Source organism: Singulisphaera acidiphila DSM 18658, assembly GCF_000242455.2.
In the GTDB taxonomy this organism is placed as follows: domain Bacteria; phylum Planctomycetota; class Planctomycetia; order Isosphaerales; family Isosphaeraceae; genus Singulisphaera; species Singulisphaera acidiphila.
Map to the genome: position 1 here is coordinate 1,250,494 of NC_019892.1, position 13,896 is coordinate 1,264,389.

A 13,896-nucleotide genomic window follows, 5' to 3' on the forward strand; every position below is an offset into this window, starting at 1 on the left:
GATTTTCCCTTGGGGAAGGAGAACTTCAAACGGTCGGCGACGAGAGGACCCCCCAATGGGGCCGGGTGACGCCGCGAAGTCTCTTGAGATGATCGCAACCTCTATGGCAGAGGGTCAACCCCTTCTCAGGAGGGATTTCGGAGTTCTCATTGCGTACGTTACCACCTTGGAGCACGCAGTCAAGTTCTCAGCCTAAACAAAAGGAATGACGGCATGGCCGTTGCACGGGTATCCCGACGTTAGGTCCCCTGATCTTTCGGACCTCATTGATGAACCTCGTGCAAAGGAGTCATGGCAAATGCCAAAGGGTAATTCAGAACGCCATAACGGTGGAACAGGCCGCGGTGGACCCGAGCGGAGTGGCGACGATCGTGGTGTCCGCGACCGGGTTCAGGCGGTAGGCCAGCAAATCCACGAAGGGGCCGCGCAAGTCGGTCAGCGGCTCAGCGAGGGCTATGGATCGGCCAGCGAGGCAGCCACGCGACGCCTCCGTCGCGCCGAGGGGATGGTGGCGCGGAACCCTGCACCGTCCGTCTTGATCGGATTCGGGATCGGCTTTGGTCTGGGGCTTGTCCTGACCACGCTGCTGGCGCGGCCCGAGGAAACCTGGGCCGAACGCCATCTTCCCGATCGACTCCGCCACGCTCCCGATTCGCTCAGCAACCTGGCCGGCTCGCTGCGCAATCTGCCCGAATCGATCTCTCGCCACATCCCTCGCGCGATGAGGAGCAGTTGACCGAACGCCGATGACGGCGTTCAATAGGGGGCTGCTCCGCCCTGAACGTTGGCCCATTGGGCCTTCGTTTCCGGCCCGTCATTCGACCAAGATCCCGGTCGAGCGGCGAGCCGGATCGTCGTTTCCGTCCCGTCCTTTTGGGCGTCATGAGTTCACCGGCCCCTTTTGCTTCTTTTTCTGAGGACCAGGCCCGGAATTTCGCGGGGACTCCGCATGGGCCTTGTACCGGTCGGATCATCCGGCGAAAGATGCGTTCAGAAAAAAAAAAGATTCAGGGTGTACGCGTGAGTGAGGGGCGACGTTTTGATTTCGGTCTCGGTTCGGGGGTCTTGGCGGTGATCAAAAACTGGCGGGCGTGGGTTCTCCTGCTCCTCTTGGTTGGTCCGTTTCTGGCCTACATCGGCTTTGGGACGATCTGGTTGTACGAGCGGAAGTGGCTCTGGACGGCCGGGTCGCTCTGGGTGGCCTCGGGCATTGGCTTCGCGGTCCTCGCGGCGCGGTGGACCAAAGCGACGACGCCGCTGTTACCGCCTCTGGATTGGGATGCCCCTCACACGTTCACGGCGTTCGACCGGAAGGCTTGGGAGATCGTCGAAAGTGAGGCCGACCAGGGGGATCTGATCGCGCTCGAGGCCCTCAGCGAGATCGACATCTACATCGAGACCTCCCGGCGCCTGGCCCGCAAGCTCGCGGTGCACTACCATCCGCTGGCGGCCGATCCGATCGGGCACGTTCCGATCGTGGAATTCTTGACCGCCATGGAACTGGCCGCCGAGGACCTCAACCGCCTCTGCCACCAGGTTCCCGGCGGCGATTTGCTCACGGCTGCGCACTGGAAGCAGGCTGTGCAGGTGGCCGGCTACGTTCAGAAGGCCAACGACATCTACTCGTATCTGCTGCCGATTTTCAGCCCGATCACCGGCCTGGCGCGGCTGGGGACGCAGCAGTGGATGGTCAAACCGGCCTGGAAGAACATGCAGCAGAACCTGCTGCGCTGGTTTTACCGGGCATTCGTCAACCGGCTGGGAATGCACCTAATCGAGCTCTACAGTGGCCGTCTGGCGATCGGGACCGGCCAGTATCGCCGGCTGACCCGGAAGTCGGTCCGGTCGGCCCAGCCGGTCGACGGCGAACTGGCCACGCTGGTGGTGGCCGTGGCGGGAGCGCGAGGGGCGGGGAAGACCCGCTTGATCGAGTCGTTGAAGCTGGCACGCGGGGGAGACCTGTCCTTGCTCAAGGCCAGGCTGGTGGCGGCGGGGCTCGACGAGGCGCTGATCGAACGGTTGCAGACGGCTCAGTTGGTCGAGCTGCCGGGCTACACGACGAATCCAGGGGGAGAATCGGCCCGCGACCGGGCGACCCGCCGTGAGGCCGTGGAGCAGGCTGTGGAGGCCGATCTGATGATCCTGGTGATCGATGGTCGTCGCGACACCCACGCGGCCGACGTGGCGTTTGCCCAGGCCTGGGATCTCTGGTACGTGGAGCACCCCCGACTCGAGATCGCCCCCGCCATGGCGGTCGTCACCATGGTGGATAAGCCCGAATTCGGCGGCGAGTGGGCTCCCCCCTACAATTGGGCCACGGGCCATCGGAGCCGCGAGCTGGCCGTCCGAGCGCGTCTCGAGGCCATTCGAGCCGCCCTTCCCCCCACCATCAACGAGGTGGTCGCCGTCGGTCTCCCCGAGGCGTCGGAGTACGGGATTGCCGAGCTGTTGCTGCCCGCTCTCGCCTCCCTGTTCCAACGGGCCGAGCGGACCGCCTTGATCCGCCACCTCCATCGCGTCTCGACGCGATCCAAAGCGAGCCGGCTCGTCTCGCAGGTCGGCCAGCAAGGGCGCTCGCTTTGGGAGAGTCTGCGAGCGGCGCGGGGAAAGCGAAAGACCGGCGCCACGACCCCGCCCCAAGGTTGAACACGCCTCGACTGAGCAGTGTCTTGCGCATGTGAGAGAATCCCCGGCGCAAACATCCGGCGATTGCATCCGAACTTTTCGAAGAGTCGGCCGATAGGTCTCCTTGGCATTGCGGTTGCTTACTTCGAGAGGTGACCGGTGGGGCCTTTGTTTCCGCCGTGGTTCCTCGAGATGGATTCCGAATGACCCCGACGGGAGCAGGTTGTGGCCACTGCGACCAACAACGCCGACGAACTCCGAATCCAAATGGCACAGATCCGCCGTGACCTCCATGCGGATGTCCGTGATGTCGTGGCCAACGCCGAGGCGGTTGCCGACTGGCGTCGCTACATCCGGATGTACCCCTGGGCCGCCTTGGGTGTGTCGGTCGCTGCGGGTTATCTGGTTGTCCCCAGACGCCGCCAAGTCGTTCCTGTGCCTGTCGCAATCGCGCCTGATGCGGCCGAGGTGCGCGAGGTTCTCGAACAAGCGAAGGAAGAGGCCAAGGAGCCGGCCCGCAAGGGGCTGTTGGCCTCGGCGGTCGGTTTTGTGGCTCCGGTGGCCATGAGAGCCGCTCAAGGCTACGCCGCCCAGTACCTGGAGACTTGGATCGCTCAGCAACAGGCGACGGCGGGCGGGGCGACGCCCGCACCGCCGGAGCGGCCGGGAAGCCCCGGGTGGCCGCAGGAGAAGACCACGTTCTGATCGATCGATGGATCCTGAACGATCGACGATTTCCAGCTAGAGGAGGCAAAGGACGATGATCGACCGCATGCAAGGCCTGGAATCCAGCCTCGGTCCTCAAGCCGAGGAACTCAAGGAGAGGGCGCTCGAATACGCGGCAACCGCTCGCGAGCGGTTGGCCGAGGGGAGCGGCATGATTAAAGAGTACGTCGTCAAAGAACCGGCGCGCGCTCTGGGCATCGCGCTAGGGGTGGGGGTGCTGCTGGGATGGATGATCAAACGAAGGTAAAGAACGGTTCGACCAACGGGTCCGCCGAGAACATGGTGGGAAGTATCGCCGGCTTCGGCAACGATGTGGCGACTCTCGCCGAGCTGCAACTCAAGCTCGCGGCGCTCGACTTCAAGGAGACGGCGGGCCGAGCGCTGATTCCGCTCGCACTGGTCGTGGTTGGCCTGGTCGTCATTCTGGGCAGCGTGCCCGTGGCGATCGGGGGCGTTTCACTCTTGATTGCCCAGGTCCTGGGAATCTCCCTCGGTTGGGCCCTCCTTCTGACCGCCATCACCATTCTCGGTTTGGCTGCGCTCGTCGTGGTCATTGCCGGCCGCAAGCTGGGCGCGTCTCTGGAGGGGTTCCAACGTTCACGGGATGAGCTGATTCGGAACGTCTCCTGGATCCGCACGGTGCTCGTCCATAGCGGCCGAGCCGTACCGAGACGTCGCTGGTGAAGTCCGGGCCGATGAAGAACCCGCGTTGTCTTGCTTGACCAACGCAGGCTCGGCACCGGCGTGGATGCTGTGTGTGTGTCATGAGACCACAAAACCGAACGGGCGACCGCCAGTGCCAGCTCTTGGCTCTTGACGGTCGCCCGTTCGGTTTTGCAGTGGATCTTGATACGAAGAACCCGCTCAGGGTTGTTCGACGACCTCGGTCACTGCTTCGCCCACCTCGCGATCGGGCACGTACGGAGCGATGTCGGCCCAGGAGACGATTCCGAGCAAGCGATCGTCCGGGCCGACGACCAGGAGTCGGCGGACCCGACGATCGCCGAACTGGCTCACCACCGTGTCGATGTCGGTTTCGGGCGCGATGGCGAAAACGCCTTGGGTCATGATCTTGCTGACGGGCAAGCTGGGCAGCTGCTCCTCGTATTCGGCGAGGGCCAGGGCGACGTCGCGGTCGGTGAGGATGCCGACCGGCTTTCCCTCTTCAATGACGGGAACCGCCCCGCAGTCGGCGTCGCGGAACAAGAGAACCGCTTCGAGCACGGTGCTGAAGATCGAACAGGTGCGGGGATCGGGTGTCATCACGTCAGCGGCCGTGCGCTTTGCGCGAGAGGGGGCGGTCATAGGGATGGACTCCAAGAGTGTTTTGGGTTTAAGCGGGCTCGCTGTTGAGAACGCTCAAGTGCAAGTCTTGGACCAGCCGCCCACTCATGTCGATTTAAACGGGTACTTGTCGATTTCGTACTGGCTGATCTTTCCCGAAACGCTGCGTCTCGAGAGGCCGCAGAGTTCCGCACAGCGACCGACGTTGCCCCTGCTCTTTTCGAGCGCTTTGCGAATATACTGCTTCTCGATCTGCTCGGTGGCTTCTTTGAGGTAGTAGGGCAACGGGTGCTGGAGGTCGATCTCGTACCTTGGTTTTTCTTCCTCCGAGATCCCGGTGATTCGGGCAGGGAGCTTGTCCGGATTGATCGTGTCCCCGACGGTCGTTACCGACGAGCGCTCGATGGCGTTCTCGAGTTCCCGAACGTTCCCCGGCCAGCGGTAGACGAGCAGTCGCTCCATGGCGTCGGGAGCCATCTTTTTGGGAGGGTCGTTGGGCCTCGCGTACTTGTTGAGGAAGTGGGTCACGAGCAGGGGAATGTCCTCGGGACGTTCGCGCAGAGGGGGAACGTCGACCTTGATCACGTTGAGGCGGTAGAACAGGTCTTCGCGGAAGCGTCCCTCTTTGACCTCCTTCTCGAGGTTCTTGTTGGTGGCTGCCACCACCCTGACATCGACCTCGATGCTCTCGTGCCCGCCGACTCGCTCGAAACGCTTTTCCTGGAGCACGCGAAGCAGCTTGGCCTGCATCGCCTGGGAAATGTCGCCGATCTCATCGAGGAAGATCGTTCCCTTGTCGGCCAACTCGAATCGCCCTTTGCGTCGTGCATCGGCCGAGGTGAACGACCCCTTCTCGTGGCCGAAGAGTTCGCTTTCAAGCAGATTCTCGGGCAACGCCGCGCAGTTGATGGCCACCAAGCTGCCTTGCCGCTCTTCGCTGGCGTAGTGCACGGCCTTGGCGATCAACTCCTTACCGGTTCCCGTCTCCCCTTCGATCAGCACCGTGCTCTTGGTTCCCGCAATGTGCCGGATCAACTCAAAGATCCCGTGCATCTTGGGGTTCTTGCTGATGATGCTGTTGAAGCTGTAACTCTCCTTGAGCTGCTGGCGAAGCCGGAGTACCTCGTCTTGAAGGGCCCGTTTCTTGAGCGCTCGGTCCATGACGAGCTTCAAGTTGTTGGGGTCGATGGGCTTGGTCAGGAAGTCGTACGCCCCGAGCCGCATCGCCTCGACCACCCGGTCGATCGAGCCAAAGCCGGTCGTCACGATCGTGGTGACCAGGACCCGCCGTTGCGCGACTTCGCGGATCAGCTCCATCCCCCCCATACCGGGCATTTTCAAATCCGTGATCAGCACGCTGTAATCGGTCTCCCCCAGGGCGGTCAACGCCTCCTGGGCACTCGAAACCGTGTCGACGCTGAGCTCGTCGGATTCCAGGAGCTTGCGCAACTGAGTTGTCAGGTAGGGGTCGTCATCGACAACCAGCAGTTTTCTACGCATGCGATCGTCTTTCTCCCTCACTTCAGGTGGACCTTCATGCTCGTTAGGCGGGACGGCCTTCGAGCGATCGTCTGCCCGGTCGTGAGCAAATTCGGTTCCCTTGTGAATTGTTTTTCCCGAATCGTTAGGATTTTCCACGGGACCCTCATTTGCTCGCGGAGAGGTGAGCGATTCATTTCCTATGTTAGGCCTGTGGAGGGATGAGCGTCCAGCTGCGATTCTTCAAAGGAGGGGGGCCCGGCTCTGAGGTATGAAAATTGCTGCACGAGATTCTATCGGTCCATCGTTAGGTTTCGTTGATTCCCTTCGCATGAAGGATTTCGAGTCGCCAGTCAAATTAGAGGAGCTATCGTGATGATTGACACGTTGAAAACGGAGTTCCCCGCAGACATGGCGCGAGCGGCGGACTTCCCAGAGATGGGAACGTTCGAGAACATCGCCAACGATGCCGTGGATTATTTGAAGGACTATGCGCGGGAGCATCCGACCTCGTTCGCACTCTGGGCCATGGGTATCGGTTTTGTTCTCGGATGGAAGCTCAAGCCGTGGTGAACGGAGGCGACCTTCGTTTGTGAATTTCTCTTCTCATTCCAGGATGATGTCTGTCGAATTGGGGCGTGCCTTCCCTGGGCGATCCCGGCCTCAGCGTCCGTCTTCTGTGTCGGGTCGTGTGGGTGAGAAGGCCCCCCTTTGACTCCCCCCAAGATCAAAAGAGCCGCGGTGGAGGTGAATTGCGATGGCCCCGAAAAGAAAGGCCCCGGACTTCGTGGTGATCTCAACCATGGAGGATCGCGATCCCGGGCCGTTGGCTTTCGTCATTCGTCGCATTGCGATGCCGAGGGAGATGGGGAGTTACTGACGCTGACGTCATACCCATTTTCTTAAGAATAAGGATACGATTTAGCATGCTACTGACGGCGCAGTCGGAGAGGCAAGCGGCCACAAAGAATGGACGGGAACTTGCGGTGCTCGAGGTCGACCCCATAAAATGGTCTCAGATCTCCTCACTGCTAGAAGTCCAAGGATATCGCGTTCGGAACTACAATTCGACGACCGAGGCGATCGCCTCATTCAGGGAACACGAACGCCCCGCGCTCTTGATTCTGGCGATCGATTCAACCGGAACGAGCTCGCCCCCGATCCAGGAACTTTTCGCCCTCGCGCGAGAGCAGAACCTCCCGACCCTCGCTATTCTCGAGCCGGACGCCGACCTCAAAACCACGATGGATCAAGATGTCGAAATTTTCGACTGGGTCTCTCGAGGCAGCCTGCCGATCGAGTTGCCCGCTCGTGTGGAAGGGTTGCTCCGCCGCCAAGCACGCAAAGAAGAAGTCCGGGGGCCATCGGCGTCGACGATGCCCACTGACTCCCGTTTTTTTCCGCTGATCGTCCACGACCTGAGAACACCGCTCAATGTCGTCGGTCTCTCGTTGCGGATGATTGACCAAGCCTTGCCGCGCGGGAATCCTGACCTCGAGGAAGACCTCCGTTTTGTCGAGGAGAGCTTCAAGCAGATCGAGCGCATGCTTTCGCAACTCAGTGATTACTACCGCCTCTTCGAACCCGAGGCGCCGGTGGATTCGCTTGAGTTTAGCCCTGAGAGGCTCTTGAGCGAAGTTGTGGAAACGCGCTCACTGAAAGCAGGGGCAAAGGCCGTCCCGATTCATGTCGAGATTCAGCAGTCGTGTCCGCCGGAGGCGTTGCTCGACCCGACCCGGGCGAAACAGGCGATTCAGTATGCGCTCGGCAACGCCTTGGCTGCGTCCAAGGTGGAGGGGGTTTATGTCACCCTGCGCGGCGGGCCGGACCGCTGGGTCACCGAGTTCAGCGTCAAGCAACCTCCGCCCCCCTCGGTCACTTCCGTCGAACTTCGTCCCGACCTGTTCGAGCGGCTGTGCGGGACGGCCGCCGAGCGTCGTGGGATGGACCTGGCCATCGCCGCGAGGATTAGCGAGATGTTTGGCGGAGCCGCCCGGCTCGAGGTGGACGAGACGCGTGGCAGTACCATCATCCTCGACTGGCCGGCACGCGCCGAAACCAAGTGAACTGTGGGACGATTCCTGAGCTTGGCATGAGGGTTGCTTTTTGGAGTGGTTGAGCGGTCCGACCACGAACCGATCATCATCTCAGATCAGAAAGTCAGGCCCTCGATGACGACTGTTTCCACGGTCAATCGCACCTGGATCGCAACAGAGTTTTCCAAGGGGATCGATGCGGAGCACGCCTTGCTCGACGAGGCCAAGGCGCGGTCGCAGGCTCCTCCCGACCCTGCCCTCGGAGTGCTCTACCATGAGATTGCCGCGGCCGACGAACGCCATCTCATGATCGTCGAAACCATCGCCACCCGATACGGTTACACTCCCTCCCGAAGCGTTACGGGCGGCATCGGCGAGACCCTCGGTCGCCTCAGGGAGAAGGTCAGCGAGATGGGATGCTCAGGGCATCAGCGGGTTGCCCACGACCTGGTCGCCAAGGCCAACGCGATTCATTGGTGCACCGCCTGGGTCCAGACGTTCCAGAGCCTCGGCGACGCCGAAAGCGCTCGCGAACTGGCCGTCGTCTTGACCGAAGACAATGCGCACCGTGACGCCTTGCAGGAAGGGCTCAATCGCCTGGTCTTGCAAGGGGCGACCGCCGAAGATCCCGCCGCCAACCCGAAGTCAACCTGAGCTGACCGAACCCGTGGTTCGAAGCAACACGAGCGGCCCTCGGGTGACTTGACCCGGGGGTCGCTCGTCTTGTTTGGCTCAGGAACCGCCCCGAATCCTAGCGGTAGGACTTTCAAGGGCGGGGGGACGAGGTGGGATGTGCCAGTGAACCGTCTGGCAGTGGCACGCGGCGTGCTTTCTGCCACGATCGGGAGCAAGAATCGTGAGGGGGGGCCTCTCGGCTCTCCTTTTTCAAAATCAAAGGAACGATGTGGCCATGTCTCTCCCGCTTCGCCTTCGCGAGGCGCTGACACTCGGCGGTCTGAGCGTCCGCGAACTCCTCGTCAGAACGTGGAACAAGATCACCGAGCACGAGATTCTCACTCGGGCTGCGGCCGTTGCCTTTTACGCGATGCTGGCGCTCGTGCCTTTCCTCGGCCTGGTCCTGACCCTGGTGGTCCGGCTCCTTCCCGATTTGACGGGGCGCTCGGGGAGCACGGTCGGCGTTGCCAACTTGACCGTCGAGCAACTCGATTCCACCTTGAGGACGATGTTTCCCAAGGAAGCGTACGGTGTAATCAAGGATCAGATCGTGAGAATCCAGAACGATTCGCATCTCGGCCTGATTTCGTTCGGCCTGGCGGTCACGATCTGGCTGGCGTCGAGCCTGTTCCTCGCGGTGATCGACGCGATGAACCGGATCTACGGCGTGACCGAGACCCGGCCGTTCTGGAAACTCCGCCTGACGGCCATTGTGATGACCTTGATCCAGGCCATCATCTTGGTGGGTTCGTTGCTCGCCATCGTTGCCTGGCCGCAGATTTTGAACGGGTTGGGGCTGAGTGCACCCGCCCAGGTGGTCGCCACGCTCATTCAGTGGGTCGTTGTCTTTTTGATGGTCTCGGTCAGCTTCGCCCTGACCTTTTACATCGGTCCCGACGCCCAGCAGCGATGGGAATGGATCACGCCGGGGAGCGTGTTCGGAACGCTTGTCTTTTTAATTCAGACATTCGGATTTCGTGTTTATGTTCAGAATTTTGCCAATTACAACCAGGCGTACGGATCGCTTGGGGGTGTGATGGTCCTGCTCTTCTGGTTCTGGCTGTCGAGCGTGGTTATCCTCACGGCTGCGGAGCAGAACAAAATCATCGAAGACGCGTCTCCACTTGGGAAGACGTACGGACAGAAGATCGACCCGCCTTCGTCGCCTGATTTTGGGGCCGCGAAACCAGAGCTCTCGTCCCGTGAAGGCGTTGCGTAGAGAGAGCTTGGGCTACTCTCCTTGAAAAATCGGATCCAATACGACGTGGTTCGCGATCAGTCCTGAGGTCTGTCCCGCTTCTTTTTCCGGGGCCAGTGGATGATCGCGGTGCTGATGGCCCAGAGGAAGAGGCCGATGGCGAGTCCGACGCTCCACTGGCGCGGATCGAGCCCGGCGAATAGCCGGGGCTCGACCCGCTGCCTGGAGGCGAGGACGAGTCCGATCATGGAGATCATTTCAACGAGGTAGGCAATGAGTCGAAGGATCAAACCGGCTTGCCGTGTCATGCCTACCTCTTGATTCCGATTCCAAAGGCTCGCGACTAGCGACTTAAACTTTGGGCAACTCGTAGCCACGCCTTGGTTCGCGTGAGAGCAACGCGTTGGCTTCGTTGTCGTTCTTAAACGATTCGGTGGCGTTGTCCCAGACGAGTTTTCGTCCCAGCTTGAATGCGATGTTGCCGAGATGGCAGGTGTTGGTCGAGCGATGGGCGATCTCGATATCGCAGGTCGGGCGCTCGCGCGATGTGAGGCAGTCGAGGAAGTTCCTGATGTGGGGGCCTTGGCCGTCGACTCCTTTGACCTTGCGCCCTTCGAGCTCGATCTTGCGGAGCGGGCGGTCGCCCTGCGCCATCTTGATCCCGTACGGCAGGATGATCTTATCTGGGATGATCTCGAAGCCGGCTCGGTCCAGGAGCAGGCTGCCGTCGGTTCCACAGAAAAGGATGCCGTAGTCGTGGCCGTTCAGGGCGAGGCCGTTCCCCTTCCGCATCGAGTAGGTGAGGGTGCAACCCGGGAAGTCATAGACGACCTGCAAGGTGTCGGGCGTGTCACGATTGTCGTCGGACGTGAGGATCCCGCCCGTCGACGTGACCGCCTCGGGCCCCTTGGCGTCGAGCGCCCAGAGGACGATGTCGTTGAGGTGGACGCCCCAGTCGCTCATCATCCCGCCGGCGTAGTCGGAGAACCAGCGGAAGAGGAGGTGGAACCGGTTCGGGTTGAACGCCCGCTTGGGGGCGGGGCCGAGCCAGCGGTCGTAGTCGACGCTCGCCGGCGGTTCGGTGTCGGAAGGCCGGCCGATCCCGACCGGGCTGATGTTTTCGTAGTTCCAGGTCTGCACCCAGAAAACCTTGCCGAGTTTCCCCGAGCGCACGGTCTCGACGGCTTCCTGGAAGTGCGACGACGAGCGCTGCTGGGTGCCGACGGCCATGACCTTGTTCGTCTTCCGGGCCGCCCGAAGCATCGCCTGCCCTTCGGCCACGTTGTGCGCAACCGGCTTCTCGACGTAAACGTCTTTGCCGGCGAGCACCGCTTCAATTGCAGGGAGGGCGTGCCAGTGGTCGGGGGTGGCGATGATCACCGCGTCGACGTCCTTGCGGTCGAGCATCGCGTGGTAGTCGCGCCCGGTGACCGGTTCATTCCCCCGCTTCTTCTTTACGTGCTCCGCGCAGTGCTCGGCGTGCTTGTCGTCCACGTCGGCAACGGCCACGATGTCCACTTCGGGATTGGCCAGAAAGGTTTCGAGGACCTGCATCCCCCGGCTGCCCGATCCGATGATGCCGAGCCGGATCTTGTCGTTGGCCGCGACGGCCTGCCCGCTCGCGCCCAGAACCGCGGCCGAACCGGCCGTGACCCCTACCGCTCCGACGAAACCGCGCCTGGTGATCCGATCAGTCGCCATACTTGGGCTCTCCCTGTTATCGGCTGTTGGGGCCGAGGCCACGGTGCACCCGGGCCGCGACCACGTCTCCGACCGATGCTATCGGCCCCGCCCTCCCCTCGCCAGGGGGGACCTTGGTTCCTCATTTATCTTAATCTTTCGCGAAGTCCTCCCCTGGGACCGCCGGCGGCCCGCCTGCATCTGCTTTGAGATTCGTCCAGGACGATCGCAATCCTGACTGCGTTGCGGTCGAGATCGCTCCGACATCGTGTTTCGAGTACGATAGGTTACTCTTTCGAAGAAGCACACGGTGGGAGAGTCTCTGAGCCGTGACGGGGAGGCAGACCACCCACCTTGACGAAGCAGAGGTCCCGCGCTGCCCCTTTTGGTGGCGGCTCCGGCCTGCGGGTCGCGATTGAGCGGCCATCTCTGCGTATGAACAACGAGAAGTGAACATGCTCGGACCTGGCCGTCCCAAGGAATATCATACCCAAGGCTCCGAAGCGACTTCCGACGTTCCGCTTGGGCTGATGGATTACCTGCAGAAAATCCTGACCGCTCGGGTCTACGACGTCGCGATCGAATCTCAGATGGAGTTGGCCAAGAAGCTGTCGAAGCGATTGGGCAATCAGGTCTGGCTCAAACGTGAGGACAGCCAGCCCGTGTTCAGCTTCAAACTGCGCGGGGCCTACAACAAGATGGTGCATCTTTCGCCCGAGCAATTGGAGCGTGGGGTGATCTGCGCTTCGGCGGGCAACCACGCCCAGGGCGTGGCGTTGAGCTCGCATCGCTTGGGCTGTCGCGCGACGATCGTCATGCCGGTGACGACTCCGAAACTGAAGATCGACGCTGTCCTCGCCCTCAAGGGAGAGGTGGTCCTCCACGGGGACAGCTATTCCGACGCCTACCTCCATGCTCTCGAACTGAGCAAGGTGTTCGATTATACGTTCGTGCATCCGTTCGATGACCCGGATGTGATCGCGGGCCAAGGCACGATCGGCATGGAGATCTTGCGCCAGCATCAGCACCCGATCCATGCCGTGTTCGTCGCGATCGGCGGAGGCGGCCTGATCTCCGGAGTCGCCGCATATATCAAGGCGGTACGGCCTGAGATCAAGGTCATCGGGGTGCAGATGGCCGACTCCGATGCGATGATCCGTTCGGTCAGGGCCGGCAAGCGGATTCAACTGGACGATGTCGGCCTTTTCTCTGACGGCACGGCCGTCAAGCTGGTGGGCGAGGAAACCTTCCGCGTGACACGCGCCCTGGTCGATGACTTCATCGTGGTCGACACCGACTCCGTGTGCGCTGCGATCAAGGATGTGTTCGAGGACACGCGGAGCATTCTCGAGCCGGCCGGGGCCTTGGGCGTCGCTGCGATGAAGCAATACGTTGCGCGACATGGCCTCAAAGACCAAACGTTGGTGGCGATCACCTGTGGGGCCAATATGAACTTCGACCGACTCCGCTTCGTCGCCGAGCGGGCCGAGGTTGGCGAAGAACGTGAGGCCCTGTTCGCGGTCACGATCCCCGAGAAACGGGGCAGTTTCAAACGGCTCTGCGAGTTGATTGGTCCTCGGAGTGTGACCGAGTTCAATTACCGGATCTCCGACGACCAGTACGCCCACGTCTTCGTCGGCCTGGCCACCACCAATCGCGAAGAGTCCGCGGCAATCTCCCGTCGTTTTACCGAGCACGGCTTCGCCACGGTGGACCTGACCGGCGATGAACTGTCCAAAGAGCATGTGCGCCACATGGTCGGCGGCCGGAGTCAGTTGGCCATTGATGAGCGGCTCTATCGCTTCGAGTTTCCCGAAAGACCGGGCGCTCTAATGCGGTTTCTTTCAAGTATGCATCCGAACTGGAACATCACCCTCTTTCATTATCGCAATCAAGGCGCTGATTACGGTCGCATCCTGATTGGGATGCAGATCCCGAGCGGTGAGCGGCCCGCCTTCCAGGATTTCCTCAATAGCCTGGCCTATCCCTGCGTCGATGAGACCGAGAGCCCTGTCTATCAGTTGTTCCTTCGTTAACGTGGCCGGTCGCAATCCTCCCGTGGCCTGAGTGAGAACGGGTCGCCGCGCCGGCTTGCGAACCGGCACGTCGCAGCCGTAAGGGGAGCAGTTTAATCCCGGGAAGATCGCCCCACTTCCCTCCCCCACTTGAGATCGCGGGGGCCTTGCCCGCTCT

At 61.6% G+C, this 13,896-nt stretch carries 14 protein-coding genes; 10 read left to right on the forward strand and 4 right to left on the reverse strand.

Translation table 11 applies throughout. The features are described from left to right. Nucleotides 1-298: 298 nt before the first annotated feature. The 5 genes from SINAC_RS04865 to SINAC_RS04885 all read left to right on the forward strand — a co-directional run bounded on the left by SINAC_RS04865 (nucleotide 299) and on the right by SINAC_RS04885 (nucleotide 4,035). A complete protein-coding gene (locus SINAC_RS04865; RefSeq protein ID WP_015244574.1) occupies nucleotides 299-736 on the forward strand; it encodes a hypothetical protein in 438 nt (145 codons plus the stop codon). A 335-nt stretch (nucleotides 737-1,071) separates the two neighbouring features. Further along, on the forward strand, nucleotides 1,072-2,646 hold the full coding sequence (locus tag SINAC_RS04870; protein WP_157579411.1) for a GTPase family protein: 1,575 nt from the start codon (nucleotides 1,072-1,074) through the stop codon (nucleotides 2,644-2,646). Nucleotides 2,647-2,850: 204 nt separating this feature from the next. Continuing rightward, nucleotides 2,851-3,330 (forward strand): hypothetical protein, encoded by a 480-nt coding sequence (locus SINAC_RS04875; RefSeq protein ID WP_015244576.1) that lies wholly within the window; start codon nucleotides 2,851-2,853, stop codon nucleotides 3,328-3,330. Between the two features lie 55 nt (nucleotides 3,331-3,385). Then, on the forward strand, nucleotides 3,386-3,598 hold the full coding sequence (locus SINAC_RS04880) for a DUF883 family protein (RefSeq protein ID WP_015244577.1): 213 nt from the start codon (nucleotides 3,386-3,388) through the stop codon (nucleotides 3,596-3,598). Then, on the forward strand, nucleotides 3,577-4,035 hold the full coding sequence (locus tag SINAC_RS04885; RefSeq protein WP_015244578.1) for a phage holin family protein: 459 nt from the start codon (nucleotides 3,577-3,579) through the stop codon (nucleotides 4,033-4,035). The genes SINAC_RS04880 and SINAC_RS04885 overlap by 22 nt, the downstream gene beginning before the upstream one ends. Before the next feature lie 180 nt (nucleotides 4,036-4,215). Here SINAC_RS04885 and SINAC_RS04890 read toward each other — a convergent pair whose 3' ends face one another. Further along, nucleotides 4,216-4,656, reverse strand: a complete 441-nt coding sequence (locus tag SINAC_RS04890; RefSeq protein ID WP_015244579.1) for a CBS domain-containing protein — start codon at nucleotides 4,654-4,656, stop codon at nucleotides 4,216-4,218. Nucleotides 4,657-4,740: 84 nt separating this feature from the next. Continuing rightward, on the reverse strand, nucleotides 4,741-6,135 hold the full coding sequence (locus SINAC_RS04895; protein WP_026011949.1) for a sigma-54-dependent transcriptional regulator: 1,395 nt from the start codon (nucleotides 6,133-6,135) through the stop codon (nucleotides 4,741-4,743). A 354-nt stretch (nucleotides 6,136-6,489) separates the two neighbouring features. Here SINAC_RS04895 and SINAC_RS04900 point away from each other — a divergent pair, with 354 nt between their 5' ends. The 4 genes from SINAC_RS04900 (at nucleotide 6,490) to SINAC_RS04915 (ending at nucleotide 10,044) form a co-directional block, all read left to right on the forward strand. Further along, on the forward strand, nucleotides 6,490-6,687 hold the full coding sequence (locus tag SINAC_RS04900) for a hypothetical protein (RefSeq protein WP_015244581.1): 198 nt from the start codon (nucleotides 6,490-6,492) through the stop codon (nucleotides 6,685-6,687). Between the two features lie 353 nt (nucleotides 6,688-7,040). Continuing rightward, nucleotides 7,041-8,180 (forward strand): sensor histidine kinase, encoded by a 1,140-nt coding sequence (locus SINAC_RS04905; protein ID WP_015244583.1) that lies wholly within the window; start codon nucleotides 7,041-7,043, stop codon nucleotides 8,178-8,180. 105 nt (nucleotides 8,181-8,285) lie between these two features. Further along, nucleotides 8,286-8,804 carry a hypothetical protein gene (locus SINAC_RS04910; protein WP_015244584.1) on the forward strand — a complete coding sequence of 173 codons (519 nt, stop codon included), beginning with the start codon at nucleotides 8,286-8,288 and terminating at the stop codon, nucleotides 8,802-8,804. Between the two features lie 256 nt (nucleotides 8,805-9,060). Further along, entirely contained in the window at nucleotides 9,061-10,044 is a 984-nt protein-coding gene (locus tag SINAC_RS04915; RefSeq protein ID WP_015244585.1) for a YihY/virulence factor BrkB family protein, read from the forward strand. A 56-nt stretch (nucleotides 10,045-10,100) separates the two neighbouring features. Here the strand turns inward: SINAC_RS04915 and SINAC_RS04920 are convergent, their stop codons facing one another. Both SINAC_RS04920 and SINAC_RS04925 read right to left on the reverse strand, forming a co-directional pair. Then, a complete protein-coding gene (locus SINAC_RS04920) occupies nucleotides 10,101-10,331 on the reverse strand; it encodes a hypothetical protein (protein ID WP_015244586.1) in 231 nt (76 codons plus the stop codon). Between the two features lie 43 nt (nucleotides 10,332-10,374). Then, nucleotides 10,375-11,724 carry a Gfo/Idh/MocA family protein gene (locus SINAC_RS04925; RefSeq protein ID WP_015244587.1) on the reverse strand — a complete coding sequence of 450 codons (1,350 nt, stop codon included), beginning with the start codon at nucleotides 11,722-11,724 and terminating at the stop codon, nucleotides 10,375-10,377. 434 nt (nucleotides 11,725-12,158) lie between these two features. On the opposite strand from SINAC_RS04925, the gene ilvA reads away from it, so the two are divergent. Further along, complete coding sequence (ilvA, locus tag SINAC_RS04930; RefSeq protein WP_015244588.1) at nucleotides 12,159-13,739, forward strand: threonine ammonia-lyase, biosynthetic; 1,581 nt, start codon at nucleotides 12,159-12,161, stop codon at nucleotides 13,737-13,739. Nucleotides 13,740-13,896: the final 157 nt, after the last annotated feature.

What these genes read in the sequence shown, in the direction of transcription:
- SINAC_RS04865 (WP_015244574.1), top strand. Translation starts at nt 299, where the DNA reads ATGCCAAAGGGTAATTCAGAACGCCATAACGGTGGAACAGGCCGCGGT.
- SINAC_RS04880 (WP_015244577.1), top strand. Translation starts at nt 3,386, where the DNA reads ATGATCGACCGCATGCAAGGCCTGGAATCCAGCCTCGGTCCTCAAGCC.
- SINAC_RS04885 (WP_015244578.1), top strand. Translation starts at nt 3,577, where the DNA reads ATGGATGATCAAACGAAGGTAAAGAACGGTTCGACCAACGGGTCCGCC.
- SINAC_RS04890 (WP_015244579.1), bottom strand. Translation starts at nt 4,656, where the DNA reads ATGACCGCCCCCTCTCGCGCAAAGCGCACGGCCGCTGACGTGATGACA.
- SINAC_RS04895 (WP_026011949.1), bottom strand. Translation starts at nt 6,135, where the DNA reads ATGCGTAGAAAACTGCTGGTTGTCGATGACGACCCCTACCTGACAACT.
- SINAC_RS04900 (WP_015244581.1), top strand. Translation starts at nt 6,490, where the DNA reads ATGATTGACACGTTGAAAACGGAGTTCCCCGCAGACATGGCGCGAGCG.
- SINAC_RS04905 (WP_015244583.1), top strand. Translation starts at nt 7,041, where the DNA reads ATGCTACTGACGGCGCAGTCGGAGAGGCAAGCGGCCACAAAGAATGGA.
- SINAC_RS04910 (WP_015244584.1), top strand. Translation starts at nt 8,286, where the DNA reads ATGACGACTGTTTCCACGGTCAATCGCACCTGGATCGCAACAGAGTTT.
- SINAC_RS04915 (WP_015244585.1), top strand. Translation starts at nt 9,061, where the DNA reads ATGTCTCTCCCGCTTCGCCTTCGCGAGGCGCTGACACTCGGCGGTCTG.
- SINAC_RS04920 (WP_015244586.1), bottom strand. Translation starts at nt 10,331, where the DNA reads ATGACACGGCAAGCCGGTTTGATCCTTCGACTCATTGCCTACCTCGTT.
- SINAC_RS04925 (WP_015244587.1), bottom strand. Translation starts at nt 11,724, where the DNA reads ATGGCGACTGATCGGATCACCAGGCGCGGTTTCGTCGGAGCGGTAGGG.
- ilvA (WP_015244588.1), top strand. Translation starts at nt 12,159, where the DNA reads ATGCTCGGACCTGGCCGTCCCAAGGAATATCATACCCAAGGCTCCGAA.